Here is a 20,235-nt window from a genome sequence, read left to right on the forward strand (position 1 = left end):
CCTTAGGTGGCGGGGGTGCGGAAGGCGGGGAGCACTTCGGTGGCGAACAGCCGCAGCGAGGCGCGCAGCTTCTCGGTGGGCATGCCCAGCCACCCGGGACGGAAGATGAGGTGGTCGAAGCCCAGGTCGCGCAGGGCGGAGATCCGTTCGACGAGGAACTCCGGGGAGCCCAGCAGCAGCGTGTTGCGCACCAGCTCGTCGAACCGGTCCCGCTGCCAGCGCAGCGCCGGGTACTCGGCGTACGTCGAGTACTCGACGCGGGCGTGCGGCAGCGCCTCCTCGACGGCCCGCTCGGTGGTCGGCGCGCAGTACAGCTCGACGCCGACGGGCCGCTGCACGGTCGCCGGGTCGCGGCCGTACTCGGCCAGGGCCTCGTTGTAGACGGCCAGGTGCTCGGGCAGGAAGCGGCGGCTCGGGGAGTTGCCCGGCGCGTACCAGGCGTCGCCGAGGCGGGCCGCCCGGCGGACGGCCTTCCTGCCGCCCGCGCCGATCCAGATCGGCGGGCCGCCCGGGGTCAGCGGGCGCACCCCGATCGTGGCGTCGGTCTGCGGGTAGAACTCGCCCTCGTGGGTGACGGGCTGCCCGGTCCACAGGGCCCGGATCAGCCGCAGGCTCTCGTCGAAGCGGCGGAACCGGGTCTCCGGGTCGATGCCGAACGCGGCGAACTCGTTGTCGCGGTAGCCGGCGCCGACGCCGAGGACCACCCGCCCGCCGGAGAGGTGGTCGAGGGTGGCGAACTCCTCGGCGACGTGCACCGGGTGGAACATCGGCAGCAGCAGGATGCCGGTGCCGAGCAACATGTCGCCGGAGCGCGGGATGAGGCTGGCCAGCATGGAGATCGGCTGCGGCGTGGCCAGGTTGGACTGGAAGTGGTTGATCGTCCACACCGAGTCGTAGCCCAGCTCGGCGGCCAGCTCGACGGTGCCGAACAGGTCGTCGAGGTGTCTGCGCAGGTCGTCGCCGTGCGGGTACTGGTGCGACGCCATGATGCCGAACCTCATCGGCTTCCCCCCTCCTGCGACACGGCTGCCGCTGCGCGGCTGGTCTTGCCGGTGCTGCTGCGTTCCAGGGCGGGCACGAACTCGACCCGCCGGGGCGTTTTGAAGTGGGCGAGGCGGTCCCGGGCGTACGCGACGACGGCGTCGGCGAGGTCGGCGTCGGTGACCGCGTCGTCGGCCGCCCGCACGACGAGCGCCACCGGGATCTCGCCCAGCCGGTCGTCGGGGCGGCCGAGCACCCGCACGTCGCGCACGAGCGGGTGCTCGCGCAGCACGTCCTCGATCTCCTCGGGCCACACCTGGAAGCCACCGCACTTGATCATGTCGCGCTTGCGGCCGACGAGGAACAGGACGCCGTCGGCGTCGACGTAGCCGATGTCGCCGGTGTGCACCCAGCCGTCGCGGACCAGGTCCCGGGACGCCTCCGCGTCGTCGACGTACCCCCGGGTGAGCGCGGACCGGACGACCACCTCGCCCGAGGAGCCGATGGGCAGGGCCCCGCCCGCGTCGTCGCGGATCTCCAGCTCCACGCCCGGGTAGACCCGGCCGGCCGACCCGGGCTTCCACCGCCCGGCCTTCATGTCCCGGCCGGTCCAGCCGGCGATGTGCCCGGCCTCGGTCGAGCCGTAGTTGACCAGGATCGGCACCCGGTAGCGCTCCTCGAAGGCGCGCCGCACCGGCCACGAGATCGCCTGCCCGGCCACGAGGACGGACTTGACGCCATGGAACGGCAGGTCCCGTTCGGCGTGCACGATGTCGAAGACCATCGTGGGCAGCAGGAAGAGGTTGTCGAACGCGAACCGGTCCATCAGGCCGGCGAGCCGGTCGACGCCGAAGCGTTCCCAGACCACGGCGGCCCGCCCGACGAAGTACGCGAACAGCAGCGAATGCTGGCCGCCGCTGTGGAACAGCGGCAGGGCGATGAGGTTGGGGGCGGCGTCGGGCGTGGCGGTGCCCTCGGCGTCGGTGCCGGTGCTGACCCGGGCCAGCCGCCCCAGCGACTCGCGGGTCCCGCCGTGGGTGACGCTGACCGCCTTCGGCCGCCCGGTGGTGGTGCCGCCGGTGAACAGGATGCACGCCTCGGCCTCGGGCGCGACGTCGACCGCCGGCACCCGCGCCTCGTGCCGCCACGGCAGCGCCGCCGCCCCGGCGAGCGGTTCCGCGACGCTACGCACCGGCGGCGCGTCCCCGGCGGCGGCGAGGAACTCGGCGACCACGTCGGGGCGACGGTCGTCGACGAGCAGCAGGCGCGGGTGGGTCTTCGCGACCGACTCGGCCAGCTCGGCGGCGTTGTAGAGGCTGCTCACGGTGACCGGGACCGCGCCGATCTTCCACGCCCCGAAGAGGAAGAAGACGATCTCGGGGCCGTTGGTCAGGTAGCAGGCGACGCGGTCGCCGGGGTCGACGCCCTCGGCGCGCAGCGCGGCGGCGACCCCGCCGGCGAGCAGGTCGATCTGGTCGAACGTCCACGACCGGCCGTCCTCGCCGTACAGACCCGGGACGTCGGGGCGGTCGGCGCAGCGCCGGTCGAGGATGCGGGCGAGGTTGCCGGCGCTCATCGGGACGCCTCCCGTCCGGTCGGTGCGGTGTCGACGCGCGCGATGACCTCCGCGCCGAAGCGGGCGAGCTGCTCCATCGCCTCGTCCTGGTCGGCGCCGACGAACTGGTGGCGCAGGGAGACCTCCGTGATGCCGAGGTCGGTCTGCCAGCGGCGCAGCTTGTCGACGATCTCGTCGGCCGACCCGACGAGGCAGTCCTCGGCGAGGTAGCGGTCGAGGTCGAGGGACTGGGCCTCGTCCCACGACTTGTAGCCCGCGTACTGGCGCTCAAGGTGGGGGCGGACGGCCGCGACGGCGCTGGCGTAGCTGTCGCCGAGGTACGCCTCGCGGGTCATCGGGTACTCCCGGTCGAGGGCGAAGCCGCGCTCGGCGAGGTCGGCGCGGTAGATGCCAAGCAGCCGGGCCAGCTCGGCGTCGTTGCCCTTGGGGCCGATGAGCCACGGCGCGTCCAGCCGGGCGGCCCGGCGGATCGCGGGCTCGGCGAACGCGCCGATCCACAGCGGCGGGCCGCCGGGCTGCACCGGGCGCAGCGCCAGGGACGCGCCGGGGACCTCTCCCCAGCTGCCGGCGAGGTCGACCGTCTCGCCGTTCCACAGCGACCGCAGCGTCGGCACGTACTCGCGCAGGCGGCGCAGCCGGTCGTCCCAGGCGACGCCGAAGGCGGCGGTCTCCCGCCTGCGGTAGCCGGCGCCGACGCCGACGGTCAGCCGGCCGCCCGAGAGCACGTCGAGGGACGCGAGGTCCTCGGCGAGCGCGACCGGGTTCAGCAGCGGCGCGAGCAGCACCCCGAAGCCGATGCGGACCCGCGAGGTGGCGCGGGCGAGGTACCCGGCGAGCGGGATCGGCTGGACGAACGCCGACCGGGCCAGGTAGTGGTGGCCGAGGTAGACGGCGTGGAAGCCGGCCGCCTCCGCGGCGGCGGCCTGGGCGAGCACGCCGTCGATGCCGTCGACGGCGGAGGCCGACGGGTCGAACTGGGCGCTGAGGAAGCAGCTGATCCTCACCCGACGACCGCCTCGGTGACGGGCGGGGCGACCGGGGCGGCGTCGGCCTTCTCCTGGGCGCGGAAGTGCGGGATGACCTTCCCGGCGAACTCCTCCATCGACCGCAGCGCGGCCCGGCGGTCCAGCGACGGGATCCGCAGCCAGCCGATGTAGTGGTTGATGCCGAGCTGTTCGCGCAGCATCTCGATGGTCTCGATGACCCGCTGCGCCGAGCCGAAGTTGCCGCCGTGGGTCAGCGTCTGCTCCAGGGTCAGCAGCTCGATGTTCTTCGCGACGGCCGCGTAGTAGGAGCGTTCCTGTTCGATGGCCTCCTCCGAGCCGGGGATGACCTTGCCGACCGACTTGTAGTAGTTCATCGCGGCCAGGGCGGCCTCCCGCAGGCCCTCCTCGCCGTCGCCGCACCAGACCTGCTGCATGAACGGCAGCTCGTAGTCGGCGATGTCGAACCCGTTGTCCCGCATGCTCTGCCGGTAGAGGCCGAAGTTCTTCTGCATGATGCCCAACGGCGTGAAGTTCGGCGAGGTGATGATCGACTCGCCGACCGCGCCGCGCTCGCGGAAGCTGTCCGGGGAGACGGTGCCCTGGAGGATCGGCGGGCCGCCGGGGGTGTGCGGGCGCGGGTAGGTCGTGACGTTGTCGTAGTGGAAGATCTGGCCGTGGTAGGAGAAGTTCTCCTGTGACAGCGCCAGCCGCAGGATCTCCAGGGTCTCCTGGTAGCGCTGCTTGGACTCCTCCAGGGGGATGCCGAAGCCGGCGAACTCGGCGGGCTGGTAGCCCCGGCCGACGCCGATGCGGACCCGGCCGCCGCTGAGCACGTCGAGGGCGGCGATGTCCTCGGCCAGGCGCAGCGGGTGGTGCAGCGGCAGCACGAGGACGGCGGTGCCGATGGTGATCCGCCGGGTCCGCTCGGCGACGGCCATGCCGAAGTTCACCGGGCTGCCGAGGATGCCGTACTTGGAGAAGTGGTGCTCGGCCAGCCAGATCGAGTCGAAGCCCAGCTCGTCGGCCAGCTGGATCTCGTCGAGGGTCTCCCGCAGCACCTGGTGGTCCGATGAGCCGTCGCTCACCGGGAACAGGTTCATGATTCCGAACTTCACGGCCTCTCCTCGTTTATTCCGACCAGCCGGTATGTTACTGCCGTGGTAGATGGCCTGCAAGGGTTGCGCAGGTCAGGCCCCTGCGGCGCGCCCGGAAACGGGCAGCGCGCCGACACGCGCGCCGACCCGCAGCTCGCCGGCGCGGCGGCGGTGCCACGAGCCGCGCCCGAACCGGGCGTCGAGCACGAGCGCCCGGCGCAGGAACAGGTGCGGGTCCGCCTCCATCGTGATGCCCATCCCGCCGTGCACCTGGATGCACCGCTCGGCGGCGAAGACCGCCGCCCGCCCGGCCGCGGCCTTCGCCGCGTGCACCTGGATGCCGGCGTCGGGGCGACCGGTGTCGACCGCCCACGCGGCGTACAGGGTCAGGTCCCAGGCGGCCTTGCGCGCCGTGGCGGCCTCCGCGAGCTGGAACGCGACCCCCTGGAACGAGCCGATCACCCGGCCGAACTGCCGGCGGGTGCGGGCCTGCTCGGCGGCCAGGTCGATCGCGCCCTGCGCGACCCCGCACAGCTCGGCGGCCACCACCAGCGCGGCGCGCCGCACGCCCGCGCCGGCGGGCGTCACCCGCCCGGGCGCGGCCAGGGTGACGTCCGACAGCGGCACCGACGGGTCGACGGAGTCCCGCGCGGCGACCCCGGCCGCCCCGGCGGTCCAGACCCCGTCGGGGCCCAGGACGGCGACGCCGTCGGCCTGCGCCGCGTACGGCACCAGGGTCCGCACCAGCGGATCGGGCGACGCCCCGTCCGCCCAGCCGGAGCCGCCCGGCACGTCGACGGCGCAGGTGAGCACCCGGCCGCCGGAGAGCACCTCGTCGGGCAGCGGGTCGGGCCGGTCGCCGCCGCTGAGGAGTTGGACGGCCGCCGCGTGCGCCGGGAACCGGCTCGGCACGAGCCGCTCGCCGAGCGCCTCGACGGCGACCAGCAGGTCGATCAGGTGCGACCCGACGCCGCCTGCGGCCTCGGGCACCCCGAGGAGGCCGAAGTCGCCCAGCAGCGGGCCGTCGCAGGCCGGGGCGCGCCACGGGCCCGTCAGGGCGTCGCGGGCCCGGGCTTTCTCCCCCGCCGCGAGGGCGGCGACGGTGTCGCCGATCTCCCGCTGCTCCGGGGTGAAGGTTGCTCGCATGTGGCCACTCCGCTCAGCGTGAGCGGGGCAGGTTCAGCACCCGCTCCGCGAGGATCGACTTCTGGACTTCCTCCGTGCCGCCCTCGATGGTGTGGGCGCGGGCGCGCAGGTAGCGGCGCATCCGGGCGGCGGCCCCGTCGCCGTCGAGCAGCACGCCGCCGGCCTCGTCGAGCTGCACGGCGAGCCGGTTGGCGTTCTGCACCACCTGCGCCCACAGGCTCTTGAGCGCCGACGTCTCCGGGCCCGGCACGCCGCCGGCCCGGCTCTCACCGAGCATGCGCATCGACCCGATCCGGACCGCCTCGGCGTCGCAGTGCAGCGCGCCCACGGTGTCGAGGAACGCGCCGTCGTCGGCCACGCCGCGCGCGACCGCGAGGTCGACGACCCGGTCCACCGCCTGCCGGGCCCACACCCACAGGTTCAGCGCCATGCTGCCGCGCTCGAACGCCAGGGTGGTGAGCGCGACGTTCCACCCGTTGCCGACGCCGCCGAGCACGTCGGAGTCGGGCACGAAGACGTCGTCGAGGAACATCTCGTTGAACTCGGTGTCGCCGTTGATCATCTCCAGGGACCGGACGGTGAAGGCGTCCATCGGGGCGAGGAAGTAGGTGATGCCCCGGTGCTTCGGCGCGTCCGGGTCGGTGCGCGCCAGCAGCAGGCACTTCGACGCATTGTGCGCGTTGGACGTCCAGATCTTCGCGCCGTTGACGCGCCACCCGCCGTCGACCCGGGTCGCGGCCGTGCGCAGGCTCGCCAGGTCGGAGCCGGAGCCGGGCTCGCTGAAGCCCTGGCACCAGTACGTCTCGCCGCGCAGGATCCCGGGCAGGTGCCGCGCCTGCTGCTCGTCGGTGCCGTGGGCGATGATCGTGGGCCCGGCAAGCATCATGCCGACCCCGTTGAGCGGGTACGGCGCGCCGCGCACGGCGGCCTCCTCGTTGAAGATCGCCTGCGCCAGCGAGTCCATGCCCCGGCCGCCGTGCGCGGTCGGCCACGACAGGCCGGCCCAGCCGCCGGCGCACAGCCGGTCCTGCCACACCCGCGACCAGTGCTCGCGCTCGTCCTGCGACAGCTCCTCCTGGTCGGGCACGTCGGCCAGCGCCTTGTCGAGCCAGTCGCCGACCTCGCGCCGGAACGCCAGGTCGGCGTCGCTGTCAGCGAAGTCCATGCCCATCCCCCACCGGGTCGTCGTCGATGCCGCTCACGCGGAGAGCTCCTCGGAGCGCGTGAGCCGGGCCTTGTAGAGCTTGCCGTTCGGGTCGCGCGGCAGCGCGTCGCGCACCACGTACGACACCGGGCGCTTCGGCTTGGCCAGCCGCTGCGCGAGGTGGCCGCGCAGCGCCGCCACGGCCGCGTCGGCGTCGGGCGCGACGTCGGCCAGCACGACGTGCGCCTGCGGCACCTCGCCGAACTCCTCGTCGGGCACGCCGATCACGCCGGCGTCGACGACCCAGTCGTGTTCGAGCAGCGCCGCCTCGATCTCGGCCGGGTAGACGTTGACGCCGCCGACGAGGATCAGCTCGGCCGCGCGGCCGGTGACGTAGAGGAAGCCGTCGGCGTCGACGTGGCCGACGTCCCAGACGGTCATCAGGCCGTCGCGGCGCGCGCCGTCGGTCTTGCCGGGGTCGTTGTGGTATTCGACCCGGTCGTCACCCTGGCGCATGTAGACGATGCCGGTCTGCCCGACGGGCACCTCGTTGCCCAGCTCGTCGAGGATCTTCAGGGTGGAGATCGAGGCCGGGCGGCCGACCGTGCCGGGGTGGGCGAGCCACTCGTGGGGGCGCGCGATGGTGGTGCCGACCTCGGTCGAGCCGTAGTACTCGTAGACGACGGGGCCGAACCAGTCGAGGATGCGCTGCTTGACCTCGCGGGGGCAGGGCGCCGCGCCGTGCAGCACGTAGCGCAGCGAGGAGACGTCGTAGGCGTCGCGCACCTCGGCGGGCAGTTGCAGCAGCCGGTAGAAGTGGGTCGGCACCATGCTGGTGCCGGTGACCCGCTGCTGGTGGACCCGCCGCAGGAAGCCCTCCGGCGTCCAGCCGTCCATCAGGACCAGGGTGCCGCCGGCGTGCAGCGCGCCCATGGCCGGGGTGATGTTGGCCGAGTGGTACATCGGCGCGGAGACCAGCCAGGACGCGAACGCGGGGCGTTCCATCCCGAATTCCTTGAACAGCCAGACGTACGTCAGCGCCCCGGTGTCGGCGTCGACGCCGCTGAGCGGTCGCTTGACGCCCTTCGGGCGGCCGGTGGTGCCCGAGGTGTACATCATCAGCGAGCCGGCCGGCGTGTCCTGCGGGCTCGTGTCGGGCATGCCCTCGGTGAGCGCCGACAGCGGGCGGGCCCGGTCGGTGCCGGGCGTGCCGTCGACGAAGACCTGGATATCGGGGGCGGCCCCGGCGGCGGCGACCACCACGTCCTCGACGCGGGCGGAGCCGACGACCACCTTCGCGCCGCTGTCGGCGAGGATGTAGCCGACCTCGGGCGCGGTGAGGTGGTAGTTGAGCGTCACGAGGTAGAGCCCCGACTGCATCGCCGCGAGATAGAGCGCCACCATGCCGGGGCTGTTCGTCATGACCGCCGCGACCGTGTCGCCGGCCCGGAGGCCCGCCCGGGTGCGCAGGCCGTGCGAGATCCGGTTCACCTCGGCGAACAGCTCGCCGTAGGAGATCCGCCGATCGTCGGCGGTCACGATCGCGCACAGGTCCGGTTCGGCGACGGCCCACAGCCGAAACCCCGTCCGTTCCTCGCTCATCGGACTCCTTGAATTAAATTCCGACCATCCGGTATGTTGTTGTCACACAGTAAGGGAGCCGTCCGACGATGTCCATACCCGTGAGCGACGCACACGCCGCCAGCTACCGCGCCCGCCAGGTGCCGGACCCCGTCCAGGTCGTCGACGGCGTCTGGGGCATCCCGATCCCCCTGACCGGCAGCGCCCTGCGCTACGTCACCGTCTACCTGGTCGACACCGGCGACGGCCCGGTCCTCGTCGACGCCGGCTACGACCACCCGGCCTGCTGGGCGGCGTTCCGGCGGTCGGTCGAGTCGCTCGGCCACCGGGTCGAGGCCATCACGACCGTCTTCCTCACCCACAACCACCCCGACCACGTCGGCTTCGCCGCCCGCCTGCGGGAGGTCTCCGGGGCGCGCGTCGTCATGGGCCGCGCCGACGACTTCGCCACCGCGCACCGCACGCGCGGCACCTTCCTCGCCCAGCTCCGCGCCGCCCTCGACCTCACCGGCGCGCCGGCCGACGTCGTCGACGGCATGTACGCCGACGCCGTCGCGGTCGCCGAGCACCACGAGACGCTGCGGCTCGACGTGGCCCTCGACGCCGACACCGAGTTCCGCTTCGGCGGGGTGACCATCCGCGCCGTGCCCGCCCCCGGGCACACCTACGGGCACACGGTCTTCCACGACACCCGCGGCCTGGTCTTCACCGGCGACACGATGATGGCCGAGGGGCCGACCCAGCTCGCGATCGTGAGCCGGCCCGACGACGACCCGGCCGGCGACCTGCTGCGCACCCTGGCGCGCATCCGCGACCTCGGCGCGGCCGTCGCCTGCCCCGCCCACCAGTTCCCCTACCGGGACGTGGCGGCGCGCGCCGACGCGCTCGCGGCCTTCCACCGGGGCGAGGTCGACCGGGTCCGGGACCTGGCCCGCGACGGCGTCGACGCCTGGCGGCTCGCCCCGCGGCTGCCGTGGCGCAAGCCGTGGGACGACCTCGGCCGGGGCACCCGGCGCTTCTCCCTGATGCACACCCTCGCCCTGCTGCGACACGTCACCGCCGCCCGGTAGGCGGCAGCGGCCGGGCGTCAGCCGCGCCCGGGCTCGGCGTACGCCCAGTCCGGCCGCAGCCCGGCGCGCAGCTCCCGCAGGGTCCGCTTGAGCACCTTCCCCGACGGGTTCGTCGGCAGCTCCGCCACCAGGTAGACCTCCTTCGGCAGCTTGAACCGGCCGAGCCGCTGCCGGGCGTACGCGATCAGGTCCTCGGCCCGAAGCCCCGGCCGGCCGACCACGAACGCCACCGGCACCTCCACCCACACGGGGTGCGGCGCGCCCACCACCGACGCGGCGAGCACGAGCGGGTGCCCGGCGAGCACGTTCTCGATCTCGGCGCTGGCGATGTTCTCCCCGCCGCTGCGGATCATGTCCTTGAGCCGGTCGCGGATGTAGAGGTAGCCGTCGGCGTCGAGGCAGCCGACGTCGCCGGTGTGGAACCAGCCGTCGCGGAACGCGGCCCGCGTCGCCTCCGGGTCGTCGAGGTAGCCGGGGCTCACCTTCGGCCCCCGCGCGACCACCTCGCCGCTCTCGCCGGCCGGCACGTCCCGGCCGTCCGGGTCGACCACCCGCACCTGGACCCACGGCACCGGCAGGCCCACCGAGCCCTGCTTCGATTCCTGGTGCGCGGCGTCGAGGTAGGTCAGCCCGCTGCACGTCTCGGTGAGGCCGTAGCCCTCGATCAGGCGCGCGTCGGGGAACAGCCGTCGCGCCACGGCGAACAGCGCCGACGTCACCTGCGAGTAGATGACCCAGCGCACCGACGACAGGTCGGCCGCCACGTCCGTGCGGCGGCGGAGCATGTCGAGCATCGTCGCCGCCATCACCATGCCGGTGATCCGTTCCGCCTCGATCGCCCGCAGCACGGCCGCCGGCTCGAACCGCCGCAGCAGCACCATCGCGCCGCCGACGTGCCAGATGCCGTAGCCGGGCAGGTCGGTGCCGCCGACGTGGTAGAGCGGCGCGAAGTTGAGGATCCGGTCGCCGCGGCGCAGCCCCAGCTCCACGATCTGCGCGTGCATGTTCATGTTCACGTTGCCGTGGGTGAGCATGACCCCCTTGGGCAGGCTGGTCGTGCCGGAGGTGTAGACGATCCGTTGCAGGGCGGCGTCGTCGAGGTCGGCGTCGGCGACCCGGGCCCCCCGGTGGGCGTCGATCACCGCCCGCAGGTCGAGCCAGCCGTCGCCGATCGGTTCGAGGGCGAACCGGCGCACCCCCGCCGGGCCGGGACCACCGGCGGCCGGCGCGGCGTCGGTCGGCCCGGCGTCGGTCAGGGCGGCCTCCGTCAGGGCGGCCTCCGTCAACGCCGCGAACTCCGGGACGGTCGCGACCGCCTGCACCCGGGCGTGCGCGAGCAGCCGCGCCAGCTCCCCCGCCGTCAGCCGGTAGTTCAGCGGCACGAACACCGCGCCGAGCTTCGCCAGCGCCAGGGACAGGAGGAGGAACTCCGGGACGTTGTTCGCCACGATCGCCACCCGGCTGTCCCGGCGTACCCCCTCGGCCGACAGGCCGGCGGCCAGGGCGTTGACGTCGGCGTCGAGCTGCCGGTGGGTCCACCGGCGGCCCTCGAAGACGAGCGCGTCGGCGTCGGCGAAGCGCCGGGCGTTGCCGGCCAGCATCGCGGCGAGGTTCGCGGTGCTCACCCGGCCACCGCCGGCCCCCGGCGCAGCAGCGTCTTCAGGACCTTGCCGGAGTCGTTGCGCGGCAGCGCGGCGACGACCTCGACGTGCTTGGGCACCTTGTACCGGGCCAGTTCGGCCCGGCAGTGCCCGCGCAGGTCCTCGGCGGTGGCGGTCGCGCCGTCGCGCAGGACGACGAACGCCTTCGGCACCTCGTCCCACTGCGGGTCCGGCACGCCCACGACGGCGACCTCGGCGACGTCGGGGTGCCGGGCGAGGACCCGTTCGATCTCGGCGCTGGCGACGTTCTCCCCGCCGGACTTGATCAGGTCGGCGCGGCGGTCCACGAACCACAGGTAGCCGTCGGCGTCGATTCGCCCGACGTCGCCGGTGAGGAACCAACCGTCGCGGCGGGTCCGCCGGTTGGCCTCGTCGTCGTTCCAGTAGCCGGGCGAGACCTTCTCGCCGCGCACGACGATCTCCCCCGCCACGCCGGGTGCGACGGGCCGGAAGTGCTCGTCGACGATCCGAATGTGCACGCCGGGGAACGGCGCGCCGAGCGCGCCCAGCTTCGACTCCTCGTGGGCGGCGTCCATATAGCAGACGCCGTTGCACAGCTCGGTCATGCCGAACGTGTCGACGAGGCGCACGTGCGGCAGGCGGCGCTTCACCTCCCGCCGCACGCCCGGCGCGACGCCGGCGAAGAGCAGGTAGCGCAGCGCGGCGAGGTCCGGCGGGTCGGGCAGGTCCAGCACGCCGAAGAGGATCTGCGCGGCGAGCACCATGCCGGTGATCCGCTCCTCGGCGGCGATGCGGGCGATGTCCGCCGCCTTGAACGTCGGCGTGAGCACCATCGTCGCGCCCGCCACGAACGTCGCCAGGCCCGGCGCCTCCAGGCCGCTGACGTGGAACAGCGGCGCGGAGACCAGGATGCGGTCGGCGCTGGTCAGCTCCAGTTCGAGGACCTGCGCGAGGTGGTTCGCGGCCAGGTTGCCGTAGGTGTGCACGACCCCCTTGGGCCGGGCCGTGGTGCCCGAGGTGTAGAGCAGCCGGTGCACGTCGGCGGGGCCCTTCTCGGCGTCGGCGACCCGCACGCCGGCCGGCTGCCCGGCGAGCAGATCAACCAGCCGCCGCGCGCCGCCGACGACCCGCTCGCCGTTGGCGACGAGGGTCCGCAGCCCGGTCGCGGTCGCCAGCCGGGCCGCGTCGTCGGCGAAGTCGTCGTCGTAGAGCAGGCCGGTGACCCCGGCCTGGTCGAGGACGTACGCCTGCTCGGTGACGTGCAGCCGCCAGTTCAGCGGCACCGAGATCGCGCCGATGCGGCTGAGCGCGAGCAGCTCGATGACGTAGGTGGCGGTGTTGCGCCCCAGCACGCCGACCAGGTCGTCGGCGGTGATGCCGGCGGCGAGCAGCGCCGCCGCGTGCCGGTCGACGTCGGCGTCGAGCGCGGCGTACGTGAAGCGGCGGTCGCCGTCGACGAGGGCCTCCCGGTCGGCGCGGCGCAGCGCCTGCCGGCGCAGGTGCTCGGTGACGTTGCCGGCCGCCATCAGTTGCCGCCGCCGTCGCGCCGCCGGGCCAGGATCTCCTCCCGGGACGGCAGCGACACGAACTCCAGCAGGTTGCCGTCGAGGTCGCGGGCCGCGAACGCGGTGATGTGGCCGTAGTTCTCCAGCAGCACCCGGTTGGGTGCGGTCAGGCAGTCGGCGCCCAGGTCGGCCAGCCGCCGGTGCAGCTCGTGGATCTCGTCGAGCGGCACCTCGAAGCTGAGCAGGAAGGGCCCCAGCTCCAGGTGACCGCCGGTCGCCGTCCGGGTCGGGACGCCGTTCCACTCGATGAGTTCGAGCTGGCCGACGCGGCTGGGCCCCTGGAGGTACTGCACCTTCCCGGTGGTGCCGGCGGGCAGGCCCAGCGACACCTCGATCCCGGGCCCGCCGACGTCGGTGCGCAGCGTCCTGCGGTAGCCGAGGGCCCGCTCGTAGAAGTCCGCGGCCCGGTCGACGTCGGAGACGGTGATGGCCACGTGGTGCACTTCGCTGACCGGCATGGTGACTCGCTTCCTGTGTGATCCTGGTCCGCGCCGGCTCAGGCCGGTCCGGTCGGCCCGGCCAGGACCCGCTGGATCAGCGTGACCTCGTCGGCGCCGCTGTCGGGCACGACGAAGTCGTCGAGCCGGCAGATGTCGTCGATCGCCCCGTCGATGTCGTCGGGGGTGGCCGGCTCGGGCCCGCCGTACCAGCCGGGGGTGACGCCGAGGAAGATCCGCCCGACCCGGCCGCCGCCGACGGTGAGGACGTGCCGGTTGATCCGGCACCGCTCGGACGCGAGGTACGTCGCCACGGCCGCGACGTGCCGCGGGTCGAACCGGTCGGCCAGGTCGCCGAGGAGGTTCTCGGTCATCCGGGTCGCCGCGGTGGGCGCGATCGCGTTGACCAGGATGCCGTGCCGGGCGCCCTCCAGCGCGAGGACGTTCATCAGGCCGATCAGCCCGGCCTTCGCCGCGCCGTAGTTGGCCTGGCCGAAGTTGCCGAACAGCCCGGACGACGAGCTGGTCAGCACGATCCGGCCGTAGCCGCGTTCGACCAGGTGCGGCCAGGCGGGGCGCAGCACGTGGAACGCCCCGGCCAGGTGCACGTCGAGCACGGCGGTGACGTCGTCGTCGCCCATCTTGGCCAGGGTCCGGTCCCGCAGGATGCCGGCGTTGTGGATGACGGCGTCGAGGCGTCCGTACGCGTCGACGGCGCGGCCAACCAGGTTCGCGCCGCCCTCGGCGGTCGCGACCGAGTCGGTCGAGGCGACGGCGACGCCGCCGGCCGCACGGATCTCGGCGACGACCTGCTCGGCCGCGCCGGACGAGCCCGACCCGTCGACCGCGCCGCCGAGGTCGTTGACGACCACCGCCGCGCCCCGCTCGGCGAGGCTGAGGGCGTGGGCCCGGCCGATGCCGTTGCCGGCCCCGGTGACGACGACGACCCGGCCGTCGAGGGTGACCCGGGCGCTCATCGCTCGTTTCCCAGGACCGCCACGAACGCGACGCAGGAGCCCGGCTGCCCGCCGAGGTTCTGCGCGACCGCCAGCCGGGCGTCGGGCACCTGCCGGGGGCCGGCCTCGCCGCGGAGCTGGGTGAAGCACTCGAACATCATCCGCAGCCCGGTCGCGCCGATCGGGTGGCCGAACGACTTGAGGCCGCCGTCGGTGTTGACCGGCAGCGCCCCGTCGAGGTCGTAGCGGCCGTCGAGGACGTCGCGCCAGGCTTTGCCGCGTTCCGAGAACCCGAGGTCCTCCATGAGCACCACCTCCGTCGGTGTGAAACAGTCGTGCACCTCGGCCAGGGAGATCTGGGACGCCGGGTCCGTGACGCCGGCCTGCTCGTATGCCTGCCGGGCCGCCGCGACCACCTCCGGGAAGGTGGTGAAGTCGTAGCCGTCGGTGGCCAGCCCGGCTCCCGACCCGGCGACGAAGCCCATCCCCCGCAGGTAGACGGGCCGGTCGGTGTAGCGGTGGGCGTCCTCGGCGCGCACGAGGATCGCGGCGGCGGCCCCGTCGGAGACGCCCGAGCAGTCCATGACGCCCAGCGGCCCGGCCACGCGCGGGGAGTTCTCCACCGTCTCGGCGGTCACCGCCCTGCGGAACTGGGCGCGCTCGTTGCGCGCGCCGTTGGCGTGGTTCTTCACGGCGACCCGGGTCAGGGCGTCGCGCATGCCGCGCGCGTCCACCCCGTACGCCCGCTGGTAGGCGGGGACGAGCAGGGAGAACCCGGCGGGGGCGGTCCAGTCGACGTCGGTGCCGTCGGCGGGCGGGTAGACGGCGGACAGCCCCGAGTAGGAGGAGTCCTTCAGCTTTTCCACCCCGGTCGCCATGACCACGTCGTACGCCCCGGACGCGACGGCGTACGCGGCGTTGCGGAACGCCTCGGAGCCGGTGGCGCAGTAGTTCTCGACGCGGGTGACGGGCTTGCCGGTCAGCCGCAGCGGCCGGGCGAGGGTCTGCCCGGACATGCCCGAGCCCTGCGTGCCGACCCAGAACGCGTCGACGTCGTCGAGGGTGAGCGCGGGCAGCGACCCGACGCACTCCCGCACGGCGTCGACGAGCAGGTCGTCGGCCGAGGCGTGCCAGTGGTCGCGGAACGGGGTGCAGCCCATCGCGACGATCGCGACGTCGTTGACCGTGCGCCTACTGGCCATCGGTGGTGTCCTTTCCGGACGGGGCGTCCTGGGACGCCGGGCGGAGCTTCCAGAAGTAGTTGTGGATTCCGTCGGTGGTCCACAGCCGCCGGAAGGTCGGCGTCATCGCCATGCCCACCGTGACGTCGGCGGGCGCGACGTCGGTCGCGTACGCGCTGAGCCGGCCGCCGCCGTCGACGTCGGCGACGACGACCGCGACCTCCGGCTCCGGCATGGTGGTCAGGTGGTCGCGGGTCACCGACACGACCCGGGCTGCGCGCTCGCGCAGCGAGACCTTCCCGGTGGCGTCGGGGGCCCCGGCGATGCCGCAGGCGGCGCAGACCCGGCCGGGGGGCGTGGTGACCGCGCCGCAGGCGCCGCAGCGGCTGCCCTCCAGCCGGTACTTCCAGCCGGCGCGGCGGTGCATCGGCGGGGCCGCCGGGGCGGGCGCCGCCGGCCGGGCCGGGCCCTGCACGTCGAGCAGCCCCCGCCAACGCAGGTAGCGGCCGTAGCCGAGGGGCTGCCGCGCGGCGAGCTGGTCGCGCACGGACGGTCCGCCGCGCGCCGCGCGTACCCCGTCGCCGACGCGGAAGACGAACGCGTCGGCGCCCTCGGTGGCCGACAGCAGCAGGATCGTCTGGCCGGGGCGCGCCTCGTCGAGCGCGGCGGCGAGCAGCAGCCCCGGGTGGGCGGCCCCGGTGAAGCCGGTGGCCCGCTCGATCGTCGCGTCCCGGCCGTCGCCGCCCAGCGCCCGGCGCAGCGCCGCCGCCGCGCGCGGGTTCGACGACGACACGACGACGGTGTCGACGGCGTCGAGGGACGCCTCGGCCAGGGCGCGGCGGGCCGCGTCGAGGCCGGCGGCGGCGAGGACCTCGGCGGTGAACCGCTCGTCCCAGACCCGGTCGTGCCGCTCCCCGGGCAGCCGCCAGCGTTCCAGGACCTCGGCGGTGCGGCCCGCGGTGGCCAGGAGCGCGGCGGCGGTGTGGCCGCCGCCGACGAGGCCGACGGCGGCGTCGCCCTGGGCCAGCTCGTCGGGCGCGCCGGGGCGGGTGGTGCGCAGGTCGGCCAGGGCCGCGGTCGCGCCGGCTCGGACGACGAGGTCGAGGGCGGTCGCGCCGCTGCGGTGCCCGCGCAGGTCGACCGCGCCGACCCCCGGGTCGAGCCCGAGGGCCTCGTGCGCCACCCCGGCGGAGGTCTTCGCCTCGTACGGGGCGTTGGTGGTGGCGAACAGCAGTTGCCGCCCGGACCCGGTGGCGGCGGCGACGTGGCGCAGCGCCTCGACGGCCATCGTGACGGTGTCCTCGTCGAACGCGGCCACGCCGCGCGCCGGGCCGCCGGGCCGGGGCGGCCCCGCCGCGTCGAGTCGGTTGTCGGCGAGCACGTACGCCGGGAGGTAGGCCGCGTAGGCGTCGAGGCCGGGCTGCTCGGGCATGGGTGGGGTTCTCCTTCAGGTCCAGGAGGGGATGGCGGCGAGGAGCCGGCGGGTGTACTCCTGCTGCGGCCGGTCCAGCACGCTCGCGGCGTCGCCGGCCTCGACGACCCGCCCGCCGCTCATCACCGTGATCCGGTCGCAGAGGTCGCTGGCCAGCATGAGGTCGTGGGTGACGAACAGCAGGCCGATGCCGAGCTCGTCGACGAGGGTGCGGAACAGGCCGACGACCTTGGTCTGCGTCGTGACGTCCAGGGCGGTGGTGCACTCGTCGGCGATCACCAGGGCGGGGCGGGTGACGACGGCGAGGGCGATGGCGACCCGCTGGCGCAGGCCGCCGGAGAGCTGGTGGGGGTAGCTGTCGAGGACGCGCGCCGGGTCGGCGATGCGCATCTGCTCCAGCACCTCCAGCGAGCGGCGGCGCACCTCGGCCCGGGTGATGTCGCGGACGTGCCGGCGCAGCACCTCGGCGAGCTGGGCGCGGACCCGCATCAGCGGGTTCAGCGACCGCGACGCGTCCTGGAAGACCATGCCGACGGCGCTGCCGCGCACCCGGTCGGTGCGGTCGACGCCGGGGGCCACCACCACGTCGCCGGCCAGCGCGACGGCGCCGCGCTCGACGCGGACGTTGCGGTCGAGCAGCCCGACGACGCAGCGGGCGAGGGTGGTCTTGCCGCTGCCGGACTCCCCGACGACGCCGACGATCTGGCCCCGGCGGATCTCCAGGTCGACGTCGTCGAGCAGGCGCAGGTCGCCGGCGGCGAGCCGGGCGGTGACGGCGAGGCCGTCGGCCTTCAGCAGTACGCTCATCGGCGCGCCTTCCGGGGGTCGTGGTGGGTGAGCAGCGCGTCGCCGAGCAGGTTCACCAGCAGCACCAGCAGCGTGATGGCGAGCCCGGGGAAGAACGCGATCCACCACGCCTGGCCCAGCTCGTCCTGGCCGGACGCCAGCATCGAGCCCCAGCTGTTCATCGGCGGCACCACGCCCAGGCCGAGGAAGCTCAGCGCGCTCTCGACCAGGATGGCCGTGCCCACCTGGAGGGTGCCGAGCGCGACGGTCGTGCCGGCGAGGTTGGGCAGGACGTGGCGGAAGACGATCCGGGGTTCCGACGCGCCGGCCGCGCGCAGGCCGAACACGAACTGCCGCTCCCGGATCGCCATGGTCGCCGAGCGGGTGACGCGGGCGCAGACGGCCCAGCCGGTGAGCGCCAGCACGACGAACAGCACCGGCAGCGAGCTGCCCCGGTTCGCGATGATCGCGAGGGCGACGAGGATGAACGGCAGGGCGAGCTGGGCGTCGATGAGCACCGAGACGACCCGGTCGACCCAGCCGCGGAAGTAGCCGGCGAGCACGCCGAGCAGCGTGCCGGGGCCGATGGCGACGAGCGCGCCGACGAGGCCGATGACGATCGTCAGGCGGCCGGCCGTGACGAACTGGGTGAGCACGTCCTGGCCGAGCTTGTCGGTGCCGAGGGGGTGCGCCCAGGTGCCGCCGGGCAGCAGGGCCGGCGGCTGCCGGGTCGCCGCCAGGTCCTGGCCGGCCGCCGGGAGCAGCCCGGTCAGGGGCAGCACGAACACCCCGACGGAGACGACGGCCAGCGGCAGGGACAGCCAGAACACGGAGGTACGCGCCCGCCGGCCGGGCCGCCGGGGCGACGCGCCCGCGGCGGTCGGGTCGAGTTCGAGTTGGCTCACGCCGGTCACCTCACCCTCGGGTCGACGATCGAGTGCAGGACGTCGACGACCAGGTTGAGCAGGACGAAGACCAGCGCGCCGAAGACGACGATCGCCTGCACGAGCGGGAAGTCGCGGAACTGGATGGCCTGGAGCGCGAGCTGGCCGAGGCCCGGCCAGGAGTAGACGTACTCGACGGCGACCGCGCCCGAGAGCAGGATGCCGGTCTGGAGCACGACGATCGTCAGGATCGGCATCATGGCGTTGGCGAACGCGTGCCGCCACACGACCCGGAGGTTGCCGAGCCCCCGGGCACGGGCGGAGTCGATGTAGGGCTCGGCGAGGGCCTCGCTCATCGAGGCGCGGGTGAGCCGGGCGACGTGCGCCATCGGGTAGACCGACATGGTGAGGGCGGGCAGGATCAGGTGCTTCGGGGTGCCCGACTGCCCGGCGGGCAGCCAGCCGAGCTTCACCGCGAACAGCACCACGAGCATCATGCCGAACCAGAAGACGGGCACGGACTGCCCGAGCAGGGCGAGGGTGGACGCGGCCCGGTCCCACCAGGTGCCCTCGCGGGTCGCCGCGAGCACGCCGAGGGGCACGCCGACGCACACGGCGAGGCCCATGCCGGCGGCGACCAGTTGCAGCGTGTACGGCAACCGGTCGGCGATCATCGACGTGTTGGACTGGTAGAACTGCAACGACTGGCCGAGGTCGCCGGTGAGGACGCCCCGCAGGTAGTCGAGGTACTGCACGACCAGGGGCAGGTCGAGTCCCAGCTCGTGGCGCAGCGCCTCGCGCTGCTCCGGCGGCGCCATCGGCCCGAGGATGGTCGCGGTGGGGTCGCCGGAGAGGCGGCCCAGCAGGAACGCGAGGCTGAGGGCGATCAGCAGCGACGCGAACAGGGACGCGAGCCGGCTGCCGACCCGGCGGACGGTGCTGGCCTTCATCGGCGGGACCTCCAGCGCGCTCCGGGCATGGCGGCGAGCAGCTCGCGGGTGTAGTCGTTCTCGGGGGTGACGAAGACCGTCTCGCAGGGCCCCGACTCGACGACCCGGCCGCGGTACATGACGTGCACGACGTCGCAGAGCGACCGGACGACGGCGAGGTCGTGGCTGATCATCAGCAGCGCCGCGCCGGTGGTGGCGCGGATCTGCCGGAGCAGGGCCAGCACGTCGGCCTGGACGGAGACGTCGAGGCCGGACGTCGGCTCGTCGGCGACGATGAGGCGCGGGCGCATGAGCAGCGCGCGGGCGATGCAGACCCGCTGGGCCTGGCCGCCGGAGAGCTGGTGCGGGTAGCGGTCGAGCAGCTCGGGGGCGAGCCGGACGCTGCCGAGCAGGTCGGCGTCGCCGATCCACGAGGTGCGCTCGGGTTGCAGGGCACGCAGCTCCCGCAGCCCGGACCGCACGGACTGCCGGGGGTCGAGGGAGCCGTGCGGGTCCTGGAAGACGACCTGCACCTCGGGCCGGAGCCGGCGCAGCCGCGTACGGCTGAGCTCCGACAGGGAGTGGCCGAGCAGCCGGATGTCGCCCCCGCCGCGCGGCCCGAGCGCGGTGGCGGCCATCGCGAGCGTCGTCTTGCCGGAGCCGGACTCGCCGACGACGGCGACGCTCTGGCCGGCGTCGATGCGCAGCGACACGTGGTCGACGGCGCGGAAGACCTGGCCGGTGCCGCGGTCGCGGTGCTCGACGACGAGGTCGTCGACCACCAGCACGGGGGCGTCCGGCTCCGGGGTGCGGGGGCGCCGGGCGGCCTCGCCCGACACCCCCCTGCGCACTGCCTCGGTCATCG

General features: G+C 74.2%; 18 protein-coding genes. 1 reads left to right on the forward strand and 17 read right to left on the reverse strand.

Features of this window, described 5'->3' with window-relative positions:
- Positions 1–2: 2 nt before the first annotated feature.
- The 7 genes from ACFYWL_RS29495 to ACFYWL_RS29525 form a co-directional block, all read right to left on the reverse strand.
- A complete protein-coding gene (locus tag ACFYWL_RS29495; protein ID WP_386979491.1) occupies positions 3–1,001 on the reverse strand; it encodes an LLM class flavin-dependent oxidoreductase in 999 nt (332 codons plus the stop codon).
- Complete coding sequence (locus ACFYWL_RS29500) at positions 998–2,557, reverse strand: class I adenylate-forming enzyme family protein (protein WP_386979494.1); 1,560 nt, start codon at positions 2,555–2,557, stop codon at positions 998–1,000. Before ACFYWL_RS29500 ends, ACFYWL_RS29495 begins: the two co-directional genes overlap by 4 nt.
- Positions 2,554–3,561, reverse strand: coding sequence for an LLM class flavin-dependent oxidoreductase (locus tag ACFYWL_RS29505; RefSeq protein WP_386979497.1), 1,008 nt, complete (start codon positions 3,559–3,561; stop codon positions 2,554–2,556). The genes ACFYWL_RS29500 and ACFYWL_RS29505 overlap by 4 nt, the downstream gene beginning before the upstream one ends.
- Positions 3,558–4,658: an LLM class flavin-dependent oxidoreductase gene (locus ACFYWL_RS29510; protein WP_386979500.1), complete on the reverse strand. Its 1,101-nt coding sequence runs from the start codon at positions 4,656–4,658 to the stop codon at positions 3,558–3,560. Before ACFYWL_RS29510 ends, ACFYWL_RS29505 begins: the two co-directional genes overlap by 4 nt.
- 72 nt (positions 4,659–4,730) lie before the next feature.
- Positions 4,731–5,783 carry an acyl-CoA dehydrogenase family protein gene (locus tag ACFYWL_RS29515; RefSeq protein ID WP_386979503.1) on the reverse strand — a complete coding sequence of 351 codons (1,053 nt, stop codon included), beginning with the start codon at positions 5,781–5,783 and terminating at the stop codon, positions 4,731–4,733.
- Between the two features lie 13 nt (positions 5,784–5,796).
- Positions 5,797–6,948: an acyl-CoA dehydrogenase family protein gene (locus ACFYWL_RS29520; protein ID WP_386979506.1), complete on the reverse strand. Its 1,152-nt coding sequence runs from the start codon at positions 6,946–6,948 to the stop codon at positions 5,797–5,799.
- Between the two features lie 33 nt (positions 6,949–6,981).
- Positions 6,982–8,529 (reverse strand): AMP-binding protein, encoded by a 1,548-nt coding sequence (locus tag ACFYWL_RS29525; protein WP_386979509.1) that lies wholly within the window; start codon positions 8,527–8,529, stop codon positions 6,982–6,984.
- 80 nt (positions 8,530–8,609) lie between these two features.
- Between ACFYWL_RS29525 and ACFYWL_RS29530 the strand changes: the two genes are divergently transcribed.
- Positions 8,610–9,578 carry an MBL fold metallo-hydrolase gene (locus tag ACFYWL_RS29530; protein ID WP_386979512.1) on the forward strand — a complete coding sequence of 323 codons (969 nt, stop codon included), beginning with the start codon at positions 8,610–8,612 and terminating at the stop codon, positions 9,576–9,578.
- A gap of 17 nt (positions 9,579–9,595) precedes the next feature.
- Here the strand turns inward: ACFYWL_RS29530 and ACFYWL_RS29535 are convergent, their stop codons facing one another.
- From ACFYWL_RS29535 to ACFYWL_RS29580, 10 genes are read right to left on the reverse strand one after another with little or no spacing between them, the layout of a single operon-like run.
- Positions 9,596–11,203: a class I adenylate-forming enzyme family protein gene (locus ACFYWL_RS29535; RefSeq protein WP_386979515.1), complete on the reverse strand. Its 1,608-nt coding sequence runs from the start codon at positions 11,201–11,203 to the stop codon at positions 9,596–9,598.
- Positions 11,200–12,726: a class I adenylate-forming enzyme family protein gene (locus ACFYWL_RS29540; protein WP_386979518.1), complete on the reverse strand. Its 1,527-nt coding sequence runs from the start codon at positions 12,724–12,726 to the stop codon at positions 11,200–11,202. Before ACFYWL_RS29540 ends, ACFYWL_RS29535 begins: the two co-directional genes overlap by 4 nt.
- Positions 12,726–13,223 (reverse strand): VOC family protein, encoded by a 498-nt coding sequence (locus tag ACFYWL_RS29545; protein WP_386979521.1) that lies wholly within the window; start codon positions 13,221–13,223, stop codon positions 12,726–12,728. The genes ACFYWL_RS29540 and ACFYWL_RS29545 overlap by 1 nt, the downstream gene beginning before the upstream one ends.
- A gap of 38 nt (positions 13,224–13,261) precedes the next feature.
- Positions 13,262–14,179 (reverse strand): SDR family NAD(P)-dependent oxidoreductase, encoded by a 918-nt coding sequence (locus ACFYWL_RS29550; RefSeq protein WP_386979524.1) that lies wholly within the window; start codon positions 14,177–14,179, stop codon positions 13,262–13,264.
- Entirely contained in the window at positions 14,176–15,360 is a 1,185-nt protein-coding gene (locus ACFYWL_RS29555) for an acetyl-CoA acetyltransferase (protein ID WP_386979527.1), read from the reverse strand. The genes ACFYWL_RS29550 and ACFYWL_RS29555 overlap by 4 nt, the downstream gene beginning before the upstream one ends.
- On the reverse strand, positions 15,350–16,771 hold the full coding sequence (locus ACFYWL_RS29560; RefSeq protein WP_386979530.1) for a zinc ribbon domain-containing protein: 1,422 nt from the start codon (positions 16,769–16,771) through the stop codon (positions 15,350–15,352). The genes ACFYWL_RS29555 and ACFYWL_RS29560 overlap by 11 nt, the downstream gene beginning before the upstream one ends.
- A 15-nt stretch (positions 16,772–16,786) precedes the next feature.
- The gene (locus tag ACFYWL_RS29565) at positions 16,787–17,578 is read right to left on the reverse strand and encodes an ABC transporter ATP-binding protein (protein WP_386979533.1); all 792 of its coding nucleotides are present in this window, start codon (positions 17,576–17,578) and stop codon (positions 16,787–16,789) included.
- The gene (locus tag ACFYWL_RS29570) at positions 17,575–18,462 is read right to left on the reverse strand and encodes an ABC transporter permease (RefSeq protein ID WP_386979536.1); all 888 of its coding nucleotides are present in this window, start codon (positions 18,460–18,462) and stop codon (positions 17,575–17,577) included. Before ACFYWL_RS29570 ends, ACFYWL_RS29565 begins: the two co-directional genes overlap by 4 nt.
- 5 nt (positions 18,463–18,467) lie before the next feature.
- Entirely contained in the window at positions 18,468–19,391 is a 924-nt protein-coding gene (locus ACFYWL_RS29575) for an ABC transporter permease (RefSeq protein WP_386979539.1), read from the reverse strand.
- Positions 19,388–20,233 carry an ABC transporter ATP-binding protein gene (locus ACFYWL_RS29580; protein WP_386979543.1) on the reverse strand — a complete coding sequence of 282 codons (846 nt, stop codon included), beginning with the start codon at positions 20,231–20,233 and terminating at the stop codon, positions 19,388–19,390. The genes ACFYWL_RS29575 and ACFYWL_RS29580 overlap by 4 nt, the downstream gene beginning before the upstream one ends.
- Positions 20,234–20,235: the final 2 nt, after the last annotated feature.

Source organism: Micromonospora sp. NPDC002575, from assembly GCF_042889525.1.
Classification (GTDB): domain Bacteria; phylum Actinomycetota; class Actinomycetes; order Mycobacteriales; family Micromonosporaceae; genus Micromonospora; species Micromonospora carbonacea.